Source organism: Antribacter gilvus (assembly GCF_003946865.1).
Classification (GTDB): domain Bacteria; phylum Actinomycetota; class Actinomycetes; order Actinomycetales; family Cellulomonadaceae; genus Antribacter; species Antribacter gilvus.
On the sequence record NZ_QXTH01000008.1, the window covers coordinates 150,082 to 168,121 of the forward strand.

The window sequence follows — 18,040 nt, forward strand, 5'->3', positions numbered from 1 at the left end:
CGCGTCCTTCGGGCCCCGCGACAGCAGGACGACGATCTCCGCCGGCTTCACCGCTTCGCCTCCCCGAACCGCTCCCGCGCCATCCGCTCGGCGGCCTCGGCGGCGTCGCCCACCCAGACCCGGGGCCGGCTCCCCTCGAAGATCCGCTCGACCGGCGTCCAGCCGACGAGCCGCGGGGAGTCCCAGCCGGGCGGGCCGGCGAGGTCCTGCACCGCCAGGTAGGAATCGAGACGCACGCGGTCCCACGCGTGGATCACCAGGCCGTCACCGAGGCTGAGCCCCACGTGCCCCCAGTTCTGCCGGGTACCGAGCAGCTCGCCGGTGTTGTCGTAGAAGACGAAGGCGCCTCGCGGCGGCTCCCCGGAGCTCTCGTGCGCCGCGTAGAGCTCGGCCGACTCCCGCGCGGAGTCGCCGCCGAAGACCTCGACCTCGTTGGACCGCTCGTAGGCGTCCTCGACGAACGCGAGGCACCGCGTGGTGTAGGCGGTGGAGCCGAGCGCAGCGTGCGCCCAGGCGACGGCGTTGTCGATGTAGCGCTGCCAGTCGTGTTCCATGGTCTCCCTCGTGAAGGAACGGACGCCGAACGCTAGCCCGGCACCGGCGCTCCTCAGCAAGGGATTTCCCGTCAGCACGGGATTTCCCGCCCGAGTAGACTCGCCGGATCCGCACCCGTCAACCATTGAGGGGCGTCATGAGCGAGCACCGGCCCGCATCGGCGCAGGACACGGGCTACGAGGACTTCGAGTTCGAGCGCCGCTTCTTCGTCCGGGAGCTTCCCGCGCCGCTGCGGGACGCACCCACGTTGATCGTGCAGTCCTACTTCCTGTCCGACGGCGGCTACGCGCTGCGCGTCCGGGTCCAGGTGTCCGACGTCGACGTGCGGCAGGACGAGGCCACAGAGGCCCCGGACGTCCTCGACAGGTTCCGGGACACCGTCGACTTCGCCGCCGTCACGGTCAAGGGCCCGTCCGTGGGCGGCACCCGCTACGAGGCGGAGCGGGAGCTCGACCCGCTGGTGGCGGTCGAGCTGGTGAGGCGGGGCGGCAACCCGATCGTGAAGACGCGCTACGCGGTGTGGCTGGGCGCGGACGGGTGGTCGATCGACGTCTTCGGCGGCGCCAACCATCCGCTCATCGTCGCGGAGTGCGAACGCTCGGGGCCGGTCACGGACCTGCAGATCCCGGACTTCTGCGTCACGGAGATCACCGACGACCGCCGCTTCTCCAACGAGTCCCTCGCGGTGGACCCGTACCGCGCGTGGTCCACGACGTTCGCCGCCGAGCTCGCGGCGACGGGGCCGCGGTTCAGCCAGGACTTCGGCGACAACGAGCACCTGAGCACGTGAGGCTCAGCGGCACGTAGGCCTCAGCCGTACCACTTGCCCTTCTCCTGGACACCGGGCACGAACTCGAAGTGCCACGGCTCGTACGCGCCGACGCCGCCGCGCTTGGCCCAGGAGGGGTTCTGCCAGCCGTACGCCGGAGCGTTGGCGTTGAGCCACCGGTAGACGTCGGCGGAGCCGGTCTCCTGCGAGCAGAGGTCGATCGCGAGGCCCCAGCCGTGCATCGAGCTGCCCGGCGACGCGGCGTACGAGCCGCGGGACGCCTTGACGGAGTACTGCATCGACAGCGAGCGGTAGGTGGCGACGAGGCACAGGTCCCGGCCGAACGCCGCACGGAAGTTCTCGTTGAGCGACGACAGGGCGATGGCGGCATCGGGGCGGAGGGAGTCGCCCTGCTGCCAGATCTCGCAGAGGGAGTGGTCGGCGAGCCTGCCGTTGGTGCCCTCGACCGGTGCGTTCGGGTCGCAGTTCGGGAGCGGGTTGCGCTCGGAGGTGCGGCTCACCGTGACGTCGCTCCGCGTGACCTTCGGCGCGGCGGCGACGGCGGACGAGGTGGCGGGCGCGGTCCCCGGCATCGTCACGACGTCGAGCGTGGACGGGCCGACGTTGGCCTGGTCGAGTGCGAACGGGGTGTCACCGGCCGATGCCGGCGGGGAGAGCGGCGCCGCGATGGTGGCGGCGGCCAGGGTGCCGAGGACGGCGGTCTTGGGGAGCCAACGTTGCTGGAGGGTGCGCTGGTTCGCCGAAGGCTTCTCGGGCTTCCGTCGGCCGGCGGTACTTCGACCGGGCCCTTGTTCCGCCTCACGCCGGGCGCGCCGTGAGACGAGCGCGGGCTGATCGCCCGAGACAGCCGCTGACTCCACTACCCCTCCGTGGTCTGTTGCGCCCGCGGCCCCTCGCGGCTCGTCCGACACTAACCACGGCCTGGCGAAGGTGCCAAGACGTGGCTGTGGTATCCCGCCCCCTGGCGGTAACCACCCCGGCACCCGAAGGTGCCATACGCCTGTGACCTGGATGTGTCGTCCACATCACGCGGCGTCTGGGTCACGATAGCGTCACGACGCCCGGTTACAGAAGTCGCAAACCCGCCCGGGTCGTATCGGCGACATCCGTCAGGCGAAGCGGCGTCGCTGCATGGCGTCACGCACCTCGCCCACGAGCTCCTCCAGGATGTCCTCGAGGAAGACGACGCCCAGGACCGCGCCGTCGGCCCCGTCGACCCGGGCGAGGTGGGAGCCGGAGCGCTGCATCTCGCGCAGCGCCTCCTCCACCTCGTCGTCGGGACGCACGGCGGCCAGCGCCCGCACGCGCCACGGGGCGACCGGGTCGTACCGGTCGCCGTTGGTCGCGTACAGCACGTCCTTGAGGTGGAGATACCCCACCAGGCGGCCGACGGCGTCCGGGTCGTCCTCGGGCCCCGTCTCGCCCTCGGCGAGGGGGTGCAGGCCCGCGACGACCGGGAAGCGGGAGAAGCCGTACCGGGTGACGAGGCGCTCCACCTCGTCCGGCGTGGTGTCGTCGGGCACGGTGACGAGCTGGGTCACGGGCACCATCACGTCGCCCGCCGTGCGGGACGAGAACTCGATCGCACCCGAGAGGAGGCCCTGCTCGTCCTGGAGGACGCCCTCCGCGGCCGAGTGCTCCACGATGGACTGGACCTCCTGGGCCGTGAACGCCGAGGCGACCTCGTCCTTGGGCTCGACGCCCGCGAGGCGGACGGCGTGGTTGGCGATCCAGTTGAGCGCGCCGATGAGCGGGCGCAGCACCCGGCCGAGCATCACGAGCGGCGGCCCGAACCACAGGACGGCCTTCTCCGGCCCGGCCACCGCGAGGTTCTTGGGAACCATCTCGCCGAGCACCACGTGCAGGTAGACGACGACGGACAGCGCGATGACCAGCGCGATGGGATGGGTGAGCGCCGTGCTCACGCCGAGCGCGTGCAGCGGCCCCTCGAGGAGGTGGGCGAGGGCCGGCTCCGCCACGATGCCGAGGCCCGTGGAGCAGACGGTGACGCCGAGCTGGGCGCACGCGAGCATGAGCGAGACGTGCTCCATGGCCCAGAGCACCGTCGTGGCCCGCCGGTCGCCCGCGGCCGCGAGGGGCTCGATGGAGCTCCGGCGCGCGGAGAGGACGGCGAACTCGGCGCCGACGAAGAAGGCGTTCCCGGCGAGGAGGAGCAGGCCGATCAGGAGGGCGGTCGAGGTGCTCATCGGACCTCCTCCGAACGGTCGGAGGCGTCCGGGGCAGGCTCGGCCACCCGGACGCGCAGGCGCTCGACGCGGCGGCCGGCCATGGCCTCGACCCGCAGCGAGACACGGTCGACCTCGATCGCGTCGCCCACCACAGGGACGCGGCCCAGGCGGGCCATGACGAGGCCGCCGAGGGTCTCGTAGGCGCCGTCCTCGGGCAGGTCGATGCCCGTGGTCTCCTCCAGCTCGTCCGGGCGCAGGACGCCCGGGACGATCCACGATCCGTCGGCGGCACGAGCCGCGCCGGCGCGGCGGGGGTCGTGCTCGTCCGACACCTCGCCGACCAGCTCCTCCACGACGTCCTCCAGGGTGACGACGCCGGACGTGCCGCCGTACTCGTCCACGACGACCGCCATCTGCAGGCCGAACCCGCGGAGCTCCACCAGGAGCGGGCCGAGGCGGACGGTCTCGGGGACGCGTGGCGCGTCGACCATGAGCGCGGCGGCGGGCACGTCGAACCGGCGGTCGTGCGGCACGCCGACGGCGCGGCGCAGGTGCACGAGGCCGACGACGTCGTCGCGGTCCTCGCCGATCACCGGGAACCGGGAGTGCCCGGTGCTGCGGGCCAGCGCCACGACCTCCTCCGCGGTGGTGTCGCGGTGCACCACGACCATGCGCATCCGGTCGGTCATGACGTCCACCGCGGAGAGCTCGTCGAGCTCGATGGAGTTGGTCAGCAGCGTGGCGACCGACCGCTCGAGCGTGCCCTCCGCGGCGGAGCGCCGCACCAGCGACGCCAGCTCGGAGGCGGACCGGGCGCCCGACAGCTCCTCACGGGGCTCGACACCGACGCGACGCAGGATCGCGTTCGCGGAGCCGTTCAGCACGGCGATGACCGGCTTGAAGCCGATGGTGAAGGCCCGCTGCAGCGGGACGACGAGGCGGGCGGTCGCGAGCGGCGCGGAGAGCGCGAAGTTCTTGGGGATCAGCTCGCCGAAGACCATCGAGAAGACGTTGACGAGCAGCAGCGCCAGCACGCCGGCGAGCACGCCCGCCACGGCTCCGGGCACGGGCACGTTGCCGAACGCCGACTCCAGGAGGGAGTCGAGTGCGGGCTGGGCGGTGTAGCCGAGAAGGATGGTGGTCAGCGTGATGCCGACCTGGGCGGAGCTGAGCTCCGTGGACAGGTTCTTCAGCCCGGCGCGGACCGCCGCGTCACGCCTGCTCGGTGCCGGCCTTCTCGCGACGGTGACGCCGGGCCGGGCTCTGTCGCCCTCCTGGTCGTCGTCTCCGCCCAGGACGGCGGGATCTAGGGTGACCAGGGAGAACTCACCGGCCACGAAGACAGCTGTGCCTGCAGTGAGGAGCACCCCGAGCGCGACCATCAACCAGTCGCCTACCACAGGGTGCTCCACGAATATCGCTCGATCATGGTGGCAACGATCCTAGCGTTCGCAGCGGACGGAGGCCGCCCGCAGAGCAGCCCGGCGCGTCCTTTCGTCCGACGTAACAGCCGAGTCTCAGTGTCCTGTCAGGCTCGTAGGTGCAAGATTGGTCCTATGTCTTCTGGTACGCCCCAGTCGCCGGGCACCCCGTTCCCGGGATCCGCGCCGTCCTCGGCCAGCACAGGCCAGCAGACGGCCACCGTCCTCGTCGTCGAGGACGAGCCCACGATCGCCACGGCGATCGCCCAGCGGCTCTCCGCCGAGGGATGGCGCGTGGAGGTGGCGCGCGACGGGCTCTCCGGGGTCGACGCGGCCGCCCGCCTGCGCCCCGACCTCGTGGTGCTGGACGTGATGCTCCCGGGGATCGACGGCCTCGAGGTCACGCGCCGCATCCAGGCGGAACAGCCCGTGCCGATCCTCATGCTCACCGCCCGCGACGACGAGACCGACATGCTGGTGGGTCTCGGCGTCGGCGCGGACGACTACATGACCAAGCCGTTCTCGATGCGTGAGCTGGTGGCCCGGATCAAGGCGCTGCTGCGCCGCGTGGACCGCGCGGCGCAGGCCGCCGCGGCCACGCCCGCAGACCCGCCCATGATCATGGGCGACGTGACCGTCGACCGCGCCCAGCGCCGTGTGTACCGCGGCGGCGACGAGGTGCATCTCACACCCACGGAGTTCGAGCTGCTCGTGATGCTCGCCGGCTCGCCCAAGACCGTCCTCACGCGCGAGCGCCTGCTCGCCGAGGTCTGGGACTGGGCCGACGCGAGCGGCACCCGCACCGTGGACTCCCACATCAAGGCGCTGCGCCGCAAGCTCGGCCCGGACCTGATCCGGACCGTCCACGGCGTCGGCTACGCCTTCGAGCCGCCGGCGCTGTGAGCGTCGCCGAGAACGCCACGAGCGCCACCACCTGATGCCACCTCGCCGCGACCTGCGCGACCTTCGTCCCCTCGACCCGCTGCGCTCCCTCAAGACCAAGCTCGGCGTCCTCGTGGCGGCGACGGTCACGCTCGCCGTGCTCATCACCTGGCTGGGGCTCCAGGCGAGCCTGGGCCCCAGCCGCACGTTCCCGCTCGCGATCCTGCTGTCGCTGCTGCTCACCCAGATCCTGGCCCGTGGCATGACCTCCCCGCTGCGCGAGATGACGGCGGCCGTCCAGGCGATGGCCGAGGGCGACTACACGACCCGGGTGCGCGCGACGAGCCAGGACGAGGTCGGCAGGCTGTCCGCGGCGTTCAACATGATGGCCGAGGACCTGGCGTCCGTGGAGCAGACGCGGCGCGACCTGATCGCGAACGTCTCGCACGAGCTGCGCACCCCGATCGCCGCCCTCCAGGCCCAGCTCGAGAACATGGTGGACGGCGTGTCGCAGCCGACGCCGGCCGCCCTGGAGCAGGCCCTCGCGCAGACGGAGCGGCTCACCCGCCTCGTCTCCTACCTGCTGGACCTGTCCCGCATCGAGGCCGGGGCCTCGGCCCTCGCCATCTCGGAGGTCCCGGTGGGCGACTTCCTGGAGGACTGCGCGCAGGGCCTGTCCATGGTCGACGCCGCCAAGGGCCTGCACTACGTGGTGGACGTGACCCCGGACGACCTGGTGCTGGAGGCCGACGCCGAGCGGCTGCACCAGGTGGTCACCAACCTGCTCCAGAACGCGATCCGGCACTCGCCCCACGGCGGGGTCGTCCGGCTCGACGCCTACCCCTCGGGCGACGCCGTGGTGATCGAGGTCAGCGACCAGGGACCCGGTATCGCGAAGGAGGACCGCGAGCGGATCTTCGAGCGGTTCACGCGTGGCTCGTCGAGCCACCCGGTGGGCGCCTCGGGGACCGTCGGGTCGAGCGGCGGCACGGGGATCGGTCTCGCGATCGCCCGCTGGGCGGTGGATCTGCACGGCGGCCACGTCGAGGTCGCCGACTCCGACCAGGGCGCCACGATGCGCATCACGCTCCCGGCCCGCGCCCGCCCCGCGCCGGGCGTCGCGACCACCACCGACGGGTGAGACCCCGTCGCAGGGCACCATCCGGTTCCCGTGATCTCCGTCACAGGCGCACGACGAACCGCTAGCAGGCCACGGGCAAGCCATCACCCGCGGTAGAGGACAAATCGTCCGCGCATTGCCGGGGTTTTGCCGGGCGTTCAGAAATCGTGACGAAGTGTCACCATGTGCGGTTCCGTGCGCCTGACGAACTCGCCTGGGACGCCCTATCACAGGCCGTGAGGGCCTAGTCTTGAACGGCTTGGACAACGTGCGACCGCACCGCGGGAGCACGACTGAGAACGATACATTCGACGACCGCACTCCCTAGCAGAGTGCAATGTGGTGAAGGTGGGCGATCCGCGCGTGTCCCCGAAGGCTGGTTCAGAGTCGATCAGCGTGTCGAGCTCGTCGTTCGGAGCCAACGAATGGCTCGTGGACGAGCTCTACGAGCAGTATCTGAAGGACAAGAACGCGGTCGATCCCGCGTGGTGGGAGTTCTTCGAGAACTACACCCCGGGGGGCGACGGCAGCGCACGACCGGCCCCGGCAGCTCCGTCCGAGGGCGCTCCCGCGCCTGCCCAGGACGGTGCACCCGCTGACGGTACGGCGTCGGCCACCAAGCCCTCTCCCGGCACCGCCGCCGCTGAGGAGGCCCAGCGCCCCCGCGAGCAGGTCCTGCCGGCCGACCCGACCGTGAACGCCGCGCTGAGCAAGATCGTCGTCGCGACGGCGCAGCCCGCCACCGCCGACTATGCCGACGTGGCGACCGCGAAGCGCAAGCCGCACGACGACGCCGCCGTCGACGCGGTGGAGAAGCTGCGCGGCCCCGCCGCGCGCGTCGTCACGAACATGGAGGCCTCCCTCGAGGTCCCGACCGCCACATCGGTGCGCGCGGTGCCCGCCAAGCTCATGGTGGACAACCGCATCGTCATCAACAACCACCTCAAGCGTGGCCGTGGCGGCAAGATCTCGTTCACGCACCTCATCGGGTACGCCCTGGTCGAGGCCCTCGCCGACATGCCGGTCATGAACGCGCACTTCCAGCTCGTGGACGGCAAGCCGGGAATCGTCCAGCCCGCGCACGTCGGCTTCGGCCTCGCGATCGACCTGGCCAAGCCGGACGGCTCGCGCCAGCTGCTCGTGCCGAGCATCAAGAAGGCCGACGAGCTCGACTTCGCCCAGTTCTGGGCGGCGTACGAGGCGCTGGTCCGCAAGGCCCGCGGCGGCAAGCTGACCGTCGAGGACTTCCAGGGCACCACGATCTCGCTGACCAACCCGGGCGGCATCGGCACCGTCCACTCCGTGCCGCGGCTCATGCAGGGCCAGGGCACCATCATCGGCGTCGGCGCCATGGACTTCCCCGCGGAGTTCGCGGGCGCGTCCGAGGAGCAGCTGGCCCGCATGGGCGTGTCGAAGGTCCTGACGATCACGTCGACCTACGACCACCGCATCATCCAGGGCGCGCAGTCCGGCGAGTTCCTCAAGGTCCTCGCCGGCAAGCTGCTCGGCCTCGACGGCTTCTACGACCGGGTGTTCGCCGCCCTGCGCGTGCCGTACGAGCCGGTCCGCTGGGTGCGCGACAACACGGTGGACGCGGACGTCGAGGCGGCCAAGCCCGCCAAGATCGCCGAGATCATCCAGTCGTACCGCTCGCGCGGCCACCTCATGGCCGACACGGACCCCCTGGCCTACCGCCAGCGCAAGCACCACGACCTGGACATCCAGAACCACGGCCTCACGCTCTGGGACCTGGACCGGACGTTCCCGACGGGCGGCTTCGGCGGCCGCCCCAAGTCCACGCTGCGCGACGTCCTCGGCCTGCTGCGCGACTCGTACTGCCGCACCATCGGCTTCGAGTACATGCACATCGCCGACCCGGCACAGCGCACCTGGCTCCAGGAGCGTCTCGAGTCCGGCTACGCCCGCACGCCCCGCGAGGACCAGCTGCGTATCCTGCGCCGCCTGAACTCCGCCGAGGCGTTCGAGACGTTCCTCCAGACCAAGTTCGTGGGCCAGAAGCGGTTCTCGCTGGAGGGCGGCGAGTCGCTCATCCCGCTGCTCGACACGATCCTGTCGAAGGCCGCCGAGGGCGGGCTCGACGAGGTCGGCATCGGCATGGCCCACCGCGGCCGCCTCAACGTGCTGGCCAACATCGCCGGCAAGAACTACGCCCAGATCTTCAAGGAGTTCGAGGGCCAGCTGGACCCGAAGAGCGTCCAGGGCTCCGGCGACGTCAAGTACCACCTGGGCACCGAGGGCGTGTTCACGGCCGAGACCGGCGCCACCACGCGCGTCTACCTCGCCGCGAACCCGTCGCACCTCGAGGCGGTGGACCCGGTGCTCGAGGGCATCGTCCGCGCCAAGCAGGACCGCATCGACCTGGGCAACGACGGCTTCTCCGTGCTGCCGATCCTGGTCCACGGCGACGCGGCCTTCGCCGGCCAGGGCGTGGTCCCCGAGGTGCTGAACCTGTCGCAGCTGCGGGGGTACCGCACCGGCGGCACCATCCACGTCATCATCAACAACCAGGTCGGCTTCACCACCGGCCCGATGTCGTCGCGCTCCACGACGTACGCGACGGACGTGGCCAAGGGCTACCAGATCCCGGTGTTCCACGTGAACGGCGACGACCCGGAGGCGTGCGCGCGCGTCGCCGAGCTGGCGTTCGACTACCGCGAGCAGTTCGGCCGCGACGTGATCGTCGACATGATCTGCTACCGCCGCCGCGGTCACAACGAGGGCGACGACCCCTCGATGACGCAGCCGCTCATGTACAACCTCATCGAGGCCAAGCGCTCGGTGCGGACCCTGTACACGGAGAACCTCGTCTCCCGCGGCGACATCACCGTGGAGGAGGCCGAGCACGCGCTGGCCGACTACCAGCAGCAGCTCGAGCGCGTCTTCACGGAGACCAAGGCCGGGTTCACCCCGGCGCCCCAGACCGAGCACATCAAGGGCCTGGAGCGTCCGGAGTCGCAGCTCGAGGACGCCGGCACCATGGTGGGCTGGCAGACGGCCGTCTCCCCCGCGGTGCTGCAGCGTGTGGGCCAGGTCCACACCTCCCCGCCGGAGGGCTTCACGATCCACCCCAAGCTGGCCCAGATGCTCGAGCGGCGTCAGGTCATGTCCACCGAGGGCGGTATCGACTGGGGCTTCGGCGAGCTGGTGGCCTTCGGCTCGCTGCTCATGGAGGGCACCCCGGTGCGCCTCGCGGGCCAGGACTCGCGCCGCGGCACGTTCGTGCAGCGTCACGCGGTGCTCCACGACCGCGACACCGGCGCCGAGTGGACCCCGCTCCTGTACCTGTCCGACGAGCAGGCGAAGTTCTGGGTGTACGACTCCTCGCTGTCGGAGTACGCGGCCCTCGGCTTCGAGTACGGCTACTCGGTGGAGCGCCCCGACGCGCTCGTGCTGTGGGAGGCGCAGTTCGGCGACTTCGTCAACGGCGCCCAGACGGTCATCGACGAGTTCATCTCGTCGGCCGAGCAGAAGTGGGCGCAGTCGTCGTCCGTCGTCATGCTCCTGCCGCACGGCTACGAGGGCCAGGGGCCGGACCACTCGTCCGCCCGCATCGAGCGCTTCCTCCAGCTGTGCGCCCAGAACAACATGACGGTGGCGCAGCCGTCCACGCCGGCGTCGTACTTCCACCTGCTGCGCCGCCAGGCGTACCAGCGTCCGCGCCGCCCCCTGGTGGTGTTCACGCCCAAGCAGCTGCTCCGCCTCAAGGCCGCGGCCTCGGCGGTGGAGGACTTCACCGACGGCACGTTCGAGCCGGTCCTCGCCGACACCACCGCGAACGCGGCGTCGGTGGACCGCGTGCTGGTCTGCACCGGCCGCGTGTACTACGACCTGATCGCCGAGCGCGCCAAGCGCGGCGACGCAGGCGTGGCGATCGTCCGCCTGGAGCAGCTCTACCCGTTCCCGGAGGAGCAGATCCGCGCCGAGCTCGCCAAGTACCCGAACGCGGAGATCCGCTGGGTCCAGGACGAGCCGCAGAACCAGGGCGCCTGGTCCTTCGTGCACATGGCGCTGCCGATGGACGTCCCGTACGTCAAGGTCGTCTCGCGCCCCGCGTCCGCCTCGACGGCGGCCGGCACGGCCAAGCGGCACCAGGCACAGCAGGCCACGCTCATCGAGCAGGCGTTCGCCGCGCGTTCCTGACGCGCTCCGGGCCGACGACGACGAACGCCGTGGTCACCTTCCGTACGGAAGGTGACCACGGCGTTCGTCGTCCGCCCGGGTGGCTACGTCACCACTTGTCGTGCACGTGCTTCGAGATCAGCTCGTCGTAGACCTCCCGCACGCCCGACGTGAAGAGCGGGCCGAGGGTGCCGGCGCTCCCGGCCGCGGCGTTCGCCCGCGCCTGCTCCGGGTTCCGCGCGCCCGGGATGACCGTGGACACGCCCGGCTGCTGCCACACCCACGCGACCGCGGCCTGGGCGGGCGTGAGCTCCCCACCGAGGCTCTGCTCGGTGAGCTCGGTGAAGCGAGCGGCCGCCTCGACGCCCACGTCGTAGGGCACACCCGAGAAGGTCTCCCCCACGTCGAACGCGCTGCCGTCCCGGTTGTAGGTGCGGTGGTCGTCCTTCGCGAAGGTGGTCTCGCGCGTGTAGCGGCCGGAGAGCAGGCCCGAGGCCAGCGGCACCCGGGCGATGATCCCCACGCCGGCCGCCGACGCCGCCGGCAGCACCTGCTCGAGCGGCTTGAGGCGGAAAGCGTTGAGGATGATCTGCACGCTCGCCACGTTGGGACGGGCGATCGCGGTCAGCGCCTCCTCGACCTTCTCGACGCTCACGCCGTAGTGGGCGATCACGCCCTCCTCGACGAGGGTGTCGAGCGCGTCGAAGACCTCGTCCTTGGAGTAGACGGCCGTCGGCGGGCAGTGGAGCTGCACCAGGTCGAGGCGCTCGACCCCGAGGTTCTGCCGGGACCGGTCGGTCCACTCCCGGAAGTTCTTCAGGACGTAGTTCTGCGGCTTCTGCGGCAGACGACGGCCCATCTTCGTGGCAACCGTGATCCCGGCATCGGGGTGGCTCTTGAGAAAGGCGCCGATCACCTGTTCGCTGCGGCCGTCGCCGTAGACGTCCGCGGTGTCGAAGAAGGTGACGCCGGACTCCAGCGCCGCGTCGAGGACGGCGCGAGCGTCCGCCTCGCTGACCTCGCCCCAGTCCGCGCCGAGCTGCCAGGTGCCCAGGCCCACGACCGGCACGAGCCGGCCGGTCCGTCCGAGAACCTGCTTTTCCATCATTCCTCCATGCTGTGGTGCGGGCAGGGCGCCCGCGGGGGGCCCGGCACAGAGCCGGACGTCCAGGCCAGTCTGCTGTCCTACGCTACGTGGCGCCTGGCGAAAGGGCTTACCCGTTACGGTGTGAGTGTGATTACCGCAGACCCCGCTCTCCCGGACGTGGAGAGCGCACCGCACCCGTCGGGCGACCAGTACCGCATCGCGCACGGCGCACACCGCGCCACCGTGACCGAGGTGGGCGCCACCCTCCGTGAATACGTCGTGGACGGCCGGCACGCCGTCGTCCCGTTCTCGGCGGACCAGATCAACCCCGTCTACAACGGTGCGGTGCTGCTGCCGTGGCCGAACCGCCTGCGCGACGGCGCCTACGAGGTGGACGGCAAGCCGCTCCAGCTGCCGATCACCGAGGTGGCCCGGAACACCGCGCTGCACGGCCTCGCGGCCTGGGAGCGGTGGACCGTCGTGGCGCACGAGGGCTCGTTCGTCGAGCTCGCGCTCGCGCTCGCCGCGCGCCCCGGCTACCCGTTCCAGATCGTCTCGAGGATCCGGTACTCCCTGTCCGACGCCGGGCTGGAGATCCGCCTGTCCACCACGAACGTCGGCACCGGTACCGCTCCCTACGGTGCCGGGTTCCACCCGTGGCTCTCGACGGGGGGCGCCCCGCTCGACGAGTGCACCGTGCACCTCGACGCCGTGACGCGCGTCACCACGGACGACCGCCTCCTGCCGACCGGCACCGAGCCCGCCGCGGGCGACTTCGACCTGCGCGAGCCGCGCACGGCGACCGGGCTCGACCTGGACGACGCGTACGTGGACGCCGTCCGGGACGCCGACGGCCTCTCCTGGGGCACGCTCACCGGGCCTGACGGCCGCACCGTCGCCGTGTGGATGGACGACTCCATGGACGTGTGGCAGATCTGCTCCGGCGACCACATCGACCCGGACTACCGGCGCATGGGCATGGCCGTGGAGCCTATGAGCTGCGCCGCCGACGCGTTCGTCAGCGGCGACCGGCTGGTCCGCCTCGCGCCCGGAGCCACCCACGAGGTGCGATGGGGCATCACCGTCCGGTGAGTGACGCTCCGGTAGCGTGTCCTCGCGCACCGCGGCGCGCGTCACGAAATCCCAGGTCGTCGCTCCCCAGTACCTGAGAATGGGACCGGCCGTCCCCGGTGTCGGGTACAGGCGGCCGAGCGAGGCAAGGAGAGGTCCGTGCAGGAACGCGAGGTGCGCATCTGCGTCGTCGGTGACGAGCTGGCAGTGGGCGTGGGCGACGCCCGTGCGCTCGGCTGGACCGGCCGCGTCGTGGCGCGCACGCACTTCGACCGGCCGTCCATGGTGTTCTCGCTCGCTATCCCGGGCGAGACCACCACCCAGCTGAGCGCCCGCTGGGAGGGCGAGACCGCGGCGCGCTTCGGCCCCGAGGGTGAGGTGGAGAACCGCCTCGTCGTGGCGCTCGGCCGGCACGACGTGGCCTCCAACCTGTCCGTCGCCCGGTCGCGCCTGAACCTTGCCAACATCCTCGACGTGGCCGACTCCCACCGGATCCCCGCGTTCGTCGTCGGGCCGCCGCCCGGGCGGCCCGAGGACGGTGACCGCATCCTCGAGCTCTCGGACGCGTTCGCGGATGTGGCGAGCCGGCGCCGCGTCCCGTACGTCGACACGTTCACGCCGCTCGCGGCGCACGAGCAGTGGCTGGCGGACCTGGCGCAGAACGGCAGCACCTACCCGGGCCAGGCGGGCTACGGCCTCATGGCGTGGCTCGTGCTGCACACGGGCTGGCACGCCTGGCTGGGCCTCCCGCACGACGAGGGCTGAGCTTCTCGCCCGAGGCGGGGTTCCTCGCCCGAGGCAACAGGCGGCGGAACACTCGATGAACAGTGGGCGGACCGGGCGGTCGTGGCTTGATCGCCCGGTCCGGCGCCGTGTTACCTGACGCGGTGCCCGCTCCCCGTCCGCTGCCCCGCCCGGCCCTCCGCGCCCGCCTCCGTGCCCTCCTGACCACCGCCCTGGTGACGCTCGCCGCGGTGGCGGGCACCGCCGCCGTCGGGCAGCCGGCTGCCGCCCACGACGTGACCAGCACCGCCTTCGCCGAGGTGCGCGCCGGCTCGGGGGCCGACGTCGACGTCACGCTCGACCTCGAGTACGACCTCCTGATGAAGTCCGCGTGGCTCACCGCCGAGGCGTACGAGGCGACGGGGCCCGCCGAGCAGCAGCGGCAGCTCGAGACCAACGCGGACGCCGTGGCCGGCTACGTCACGGCGCGGTTCGGCGTCAGGTACCGCGACGCGCCGTGCGAGCCCGACGTGGGCGAGGCCTCGCTCGTGGAGCGGGGCGAGGTGGTCTACGCGCACCTGCCTGTCGCCTTCGCGTGCGACGGCGAGCCGGAGGGCTCGCACGCCGTGTGGTCGGCGCTCTTCCCGGACGCGGAGAGCTTTGTCCACTCGACCCGCACGATCGTGGAGTTCTCGCTCGACGGCGAGCACGGCTCGGCCGCGCTGACAGCCGACCACCCTGAGGTCGTGACCGGGGAGAACCGGCTGCTGAAGCAGCTCGGGGAGTTCTTCCTGCTGGGCGCCGAGCACCTCTACCTCGGGCCCGACCACCTGCTGTTCCTGCTCGCGCTCGTCGTCGGCGCGCGGACCCTCCGCGAGGTGGTGTGGACCGCCACGGCCTTCACCGCCGCGCACAGCGTCACGTTCCTCCTGGCGGCGCTGGGGGTGGTCCAGGTGCCGGGCGCCGTGGTGGAGCCGCTCATCGCGCTGTCGATCGCCGTGGTGGCGGGGGCGAGCCTGTGGCCGGAGCTCCGGCGGTGGGGCAGGCGCTACGCCGAGCCGGTCGGGCGTACAGCCACAGCGGCGCCCGACGGCGGTCCGGCCGCCCCCCGTACCCGGCTCGCCGTCGTCTTCGCGTTCGGGCTGCTGCACGGGCTCGGCTTCGCGGGGGCGCTCGGCATCGACGAGCGCTGGTCGTGGGACCTGCTGTGGTCGCTGCTGGCCTTCAACGTGGGGATCGAGGCCGTGCAGCTGGGGATCGTCGCGGTGGTGTTCCCGCTGGTCGCGCTGCTGCGCCGCCGGGCACCGCGGGCCGCGCGGTGGACCCTCGGCCTGGCGACGGCGGCCATCGTGGCGACGGGACTCTTCTGGACGGCGGAACGGCTCCTCGCGTGACGCGATCCGCCGAGGTAGTGCGCTGGTCCGGCGCCTGCCCGCCAAAGGGCGTGGAGACACCGGACCAGCGCACTACCTCGGCGCTCGGAGATCAGCCGCGGGTGACCGACGCCGCGCCCGACACCGTGCTCGTCGACACGTAGGCCGCGGCACCCGGCTCGGCGTGGTCCACGACCACCGTGCGCTGGGCGCTGGAGGCAGCCGGGGCGCCGTCGATCATCACCTTGCCGGTGACGCTGCGCGCCCGGACGTTGACGTTCGAGCCGCCGTCGAGGTGCACGCCGATCGCCCCCGACACGGTCTTGGCGGTCACGAGCGGCGTGGTGCCCTGGGCTGTCACGTCGACCGAGCCGGACGCCCCGTTCACCGTGACGCGGCCGAGCGCACCCGAGAGAGCGACCGAGCCGGAGATCGTGGCGACGGTGACGTCACCGGAGTGCTCGCTCACCGTGATCGCGCCGGACGCGGACTTCACGGCCAGGGTGCCGGTGGTACCGAGGACGTTGAGGGCTCCGCTGACGGTCCGCGCCTGCGTGCGGCCCTGCGCGCCCGTGACGACCACCTCGGCGCCCACGCCGGCGACGTCGACCGACGACGTCACGGGCACGGTCACCCGGATGGTCGCGGCGTCCTGGTCCTTGAGGCCGCGGAACCGGTCCACGAACCCCTCGACCCCGGGGAAGTCGTAGGCGATCCTCAGGCTCCCGTGCTCGGCGAGCACCTGGAGCGGCCGGGACGACACGTCGAGGACCTCGACGAGGGCGCCGGACGTCCGGTTCGGGTCGGCGACCACCTCGGCACGGCCGTTGGTGAGGCGGACGGTGAGGGTGCGTACGTCCGCGACCTCGATGGTCTGGGGGGCGGCGACGCTCCAGGACTCGGTGCTCATCAGGATGCTCCGTTCGTGGGGTTCTGGTCTGGGGCCATTCTGGTGCCACCACGCGTTGCGGGCAGCGTGGCGCGGACTGCGGCACGTGCGGATCCCAGCACGGTCCGCAGGGTCTCGAGGGTGAGGGCGGACACGGCGCCGGCGACGTCGGCCTCCCGGAGGTCGGTGAGGAGGTCGTCACGGAACCGGCGGACGAGCATCTCGGCCTCCTGACGGAGGGCGTAGGAGCCCGCACGGGCGGGGTCGGGCGGGACGTCGGGGCCGGGCCGCGGCCGGGCACGGGCTTCCTGCGCCGCCGCGGCGAGCTCGGCACGCAGGCCGTTCATGGTGGACATGATGTCCGCCCGCAGGGCGTCCGCCCGGGCGCGGACCGTCTCGGCCACGCTGCTCTCGAGCCGGCGGATGTCCTCCCAGCGCGCCGCGACCTCGGCTCGTCCCTGGGGCGTGAGCTCGTAGGTGGTCCGACGCCCTGTGTCGGAGCGGAGGACCAGGCCCTCCTCCTCGAGCCGCGCCAGCCGGGGGTAGATGGTGCCGGCGCTGGGCCGGTAGGTACCGCCGAAGCGCTCGGCGAGCTCGGTCATCAGCTCGTATCCGTGGCGCGGACCCGCGACCAGCAGCGCCAGGAGGTACAGGCGCAGCTCGCCGTGGGCGAAGACGGGGGGCATCAGACCGCGACGTCCGGGGCGACGTCCGGGGCGACGTGGTCGCCGTCGAGGACCGTGACGTCGCCGCTGACGGACGACACCTTCAGCTGCGTCTGCGCCGGGCGGGTGGACCGGACGGTGCCCCCGCCGCTGACCTGGTACCCGCCGACCGTGACACGGCCGCCGATGCCGGAGACGTTGACGTCGACGGCGCCCGCGTCGGGCACCCGCACCATGAGCTCGCCGGAGACGGTGCTCGCCTTGATCCGCCGCGGCTGCGTGGTGAGGTCGAGCGTGATCCCGCCGGACACCGAGGTGGACGACACCTCCTCCGCCGAGCCGCTGAACGCGACCTCGCCGGACACGGTGCCGATCGTCAGGTTGCCGTCATGGTCGCGCACCGTGATGTCGCCCGAGACGGTGGAGACCTTGAGCGGCCCGCTGGTGCGCGTGACGATGAGCGACCCGGAGACGGTGGAGGCCTTGCCCCCCGCAGTGGTCCCGGCCAGCAGGCCCTCGCCGGAGATGGTGCCGATCCGCACCACGGTGCCCCGTGGCACCGCGACGTGGACGTCCGCGGAGGCGCGCCCGGCGAAGTCGCGGAACTTGGCGAGGAACGACTGCCAGCCGGTCAGCGTCTCGTGGCCGAAGCTGAGCTTGCCGCCCTCGCGGCGGAAGTTGAGCGGGCGGCCGTCGAGGGAGTGCACCTCGATGCGGACCACCGGCTCGTCGTGCGCCACGACGTCCAGACGCCCGGAGACCACGTGGGCGGCAAGGTCGGTGACCCCTTCGAGCTCGATGGTCTGCGGCCCGTCGACGGTCCAGGTCTCGTTCGGCATGCCGGCTCCTCTGTCGGGTGCGATCTTGCAGGGTGCGACTCCCGCGACCCACGCGATATATCGCGTTCCGAGAGACACGTTATATCGCGTCTTGTCCGCTGACAACCCCTCAGGTTCGATCGCGGGGGTGCCGTGTGGGACGATAGGACGAATACATCCGGTCACCTGTCAGGAGACAGCTATGAGCAAGCGCGGTCGCAAGCGCCGTAGCCGCAAGGGCAACGCCGCCAACCACGGTCGTCGTCCCAACGCCTGAGCCGGTCGGCCACCAGGCCGCACCGCTCGCGTACGCGAAA

16 protein-coding genes are annotated in these 18,040 nt (G+C 71.8%); 8 read left to right on the forward strand and 8 right to left on the reverse strand.

Features of this window, described 5'->3' with window-relative positions; all coding sequences use genetic code 11:
* Window positions 1–47: 47 nt before the first annotated feature.
* The gene (locus D1350_RS14830; RefSeq protein WP_125776805.1) at window positions 48–554 is read right to left on the reverse strand and encodes an NlpC/P60 family protein; all 507 of its coding nucleotides are present in this window, start codon (window positions 552–554) and stop codon (window positions 48–50) included.
* Window positions 555–691: 137 nt separating this feature from the next.
* Here D1350_RS14830 and D1350_RS14835 point away from each other — a divergent pair, with 137 nt between their 5' ends.
* On the forward strand, window positions 692–1,345 hold the full coding sequence (locus tag D1350_RS14835; RefSeq protein WP_125776806.1) for a CYTH domain-containing protein: 654 nt from the start codon (window positions 692–694) through the stop codon (window positions 1,343–1,345).
* Window positions 1,346–1,365: 20 nt separating this feature from the next.
* Here D1350_RS14835 and D1350_RS14840 read toward each other — a convergent pair whose 3' ends face one another.
* From D1350_RS14840 to D1350_RS14850, 3 genes are all read right to left on the reverse strand, one after another.
* Entirely contained in the window at window positions 1,366–2,205 is an 840-nt protein-coding gene (locus tag D1350_RS14840; RefSeq protein ID WP_125776807.1) for a M15 family metallopeptidase, read from the reverse strand.
* Window positions 2,206–2,454: 249 nt separating this feature from the next.
* Entirely contained in the window at window positions 2,455–3,552 is a 1,098-nt protein-coding gene (locus D1350_RS14845; RefSeq protein ID WP_125776808.1) for a hemolysin family protein, read from the reverse strand.
* Window positions 3,549–4,934: a hemolysin family protein gene (locus tag D1350_RS14850; RefSeq protein WP_125776941.1), complete on the reverse strand. Its 1,386-nt coding sequence runs from the start codon at window positions 4,932–4,934 to the stop codon at window positions 3,549–3,551. Before D1350_RS14850 ends, D1350_RS14845 begins: the two co-directional genes overlap by 4 nt.
* Window positions 4,935–5,090: 156 nt before the next feature.
* On the opposite strand from D1350_RS14850, the gene D1350_RS14855 reads away from it, so the two are divergent.
* The 3 genes from D1350_RS14855 to D1350_RS14865 all read left to right on the forward strand — a co-directional run bounded on the left by D1350_RS14855 (window position 5,091) and on the right by D1350_RS14865 (window position 11,118).
* Window positions 5,091–5,858, forward strand: a complete 768-nt coding sequence (locus tag D1350_RS14855; RefSeq protein WP_125776809.1) for a response regulator transcription factor — start codon at window positions 5,091–5,093, stop codon at window positions 5,856–5,858.
* Window positions 5,859–5,892: 34 nt separating this feature from the next.
* Entirely contained in the window at window positions 5,893–6,978 is a 1,086-nt protein-coding gene (locus tag D1350_RS14860) for a sensor histidine kinase (protein ID WP_125776810.1), read from the forward strand.
* Between the two features lie 375 nt (window positions 6,979–7,353).
* A complete protein-coding gene (locus D1350_RS14865) occupies window positions 7,354–11,118 on the forward strand; it encodes a multifunctional oxoglutarate decarboxylase/oxoglutarate dehydrogenase thiamine pyrophosphate-binding subunit/dihydrolipoyllysine-residue succinyltransferase subunit (RefSeq protein WP_240644116.1) in 3,765 nt (1,254 codons plus the stop codon).
* Between the two features lie 88 nt (window positions 11,119–11,206).
* Here the strand turns inward: D1350_RS14865 and D1350_RS14870 are convergent, their stop codons facing one another.
* On the reverse strand, window positions 11,207–12,202 hold the full coding sequence (locus D1350_RS14870) for an aldo/keto reductase (RefSeq protein ID WP_125776942.1): 996 nt from the start codon (window positions 12,200–12,202) through the stop codon (window positions 11,207–11,209).
* Window positions 12,203–12,331: 129 nt separating this feature from the next.
* On the opposite strand from D1350_RS14870, the gene D1350_RS14875 reads away from it, so the two are divergent.
* From D1350_RS14875 to D1350_RS14885, 3 genes are all read left to right on the forward strand, one after another.
* Window positions 12,332–13,276 (forward strand): aldose 1-epimerase family protein, encoded by a 945-nt coding sequence (locus D1350_RS14875; RefSeq protein ID WP_240644117.1) that lies wholly within the window; start codon window positions 12,332–12,334, stop codon window positions 13,274–13,276.
* Between the two features lie 138 nt (window positions 13,277–13,414).
* Entirely contained in the window at window positions 13,415–14,020 is a 606-nt protein-coding gene (locus tag D1350_RS14880; RefSeq protein ID WP_240644118.1) for a GDSL-type esterase/lipase family protein, read from the forward strand.
* Window positions 14,021–14,142: 122 nt separating this feature from the next.
* Entirely contained in the window at window positions 14,143–15,372 is a 1,230-nt protein-coding gene (locus tag D1350_RS14885) for a HupE/UreJ family protein (RefSeq protein WP_125776813.1), read from the forward strand.
* Window positions 15,373–15,463: 91 nt separating this feature from the next.
* Here the strand turns inward: D1350_RS14885 and D1350_RS14890 are convergent, their stop codons facing one another.
* Genes D1350_RS14890 through D1350_RS14900 form a run of 3 tightly spaced genes read right to left on the reverse strand, consistent with a single transcriptional unit; the run spans window position 15,464 to window position 17,744 of the window.
* Window positions 15,464–16,261: a DUF4097 family beta strand repeat-containing protein gene (locus tag D1350_RS14890; RefSeq protein ID WP_125776814.1), complete on the reverse strand. Its 798-nt coding sequence runs from the start codon at window positions 16,259–16,261 to the stop codon at window positions 15,464–15,466.
* Window positions 16,261–16,926, reverse strand: coding sequence for a PadR family transcriptional regulator (locus D1350_RS14895; RefSeq protein WP_125776815.1), 666 nt, complete (start codon window positions 16,924–16,926; stop codon window positions 16,261–16,263). The genes D1350_RS14890 and D1350_RS14895 overlap by 1 nt, the downstream gene beginning before the upstream one ends.
* The gene (locus D1350_RS14900) at window positions 16,926–17,744 is read right to left on the reverse strand and encodes a DUF4097 family beta strand repeat-containing protein (protein WP_125776816.1); all 819 of its coding nucleotides are present in this window, start codon (window positions 17,742–17,744) and stop codon (window positions 16,926–16,928) included. Before D1350_RS14900 ends, D1350_RS14895 begins: the two co-directional genes overlap by 1 nt.
* 181 nt (window positions 17,745–17,925) lie before the next feature.
* On the opposite strand from D1350_RS14900, the gene D1350_RS24925 reads away from it, so the two are divergent.
* Window positions 17,926–18,000: a 50S ribosomal protein bL37 gene (locus D1350_RS24925; protein WP_098459088.1), complete on the forward strand. Its 75-nt coding sequence runs from the start codon at window positions 17,926–17,928 to the stop codon at window positions 17,998–18,000.
* Window positions 18,001–18,040: the final 40 nt, after the last annotated feature.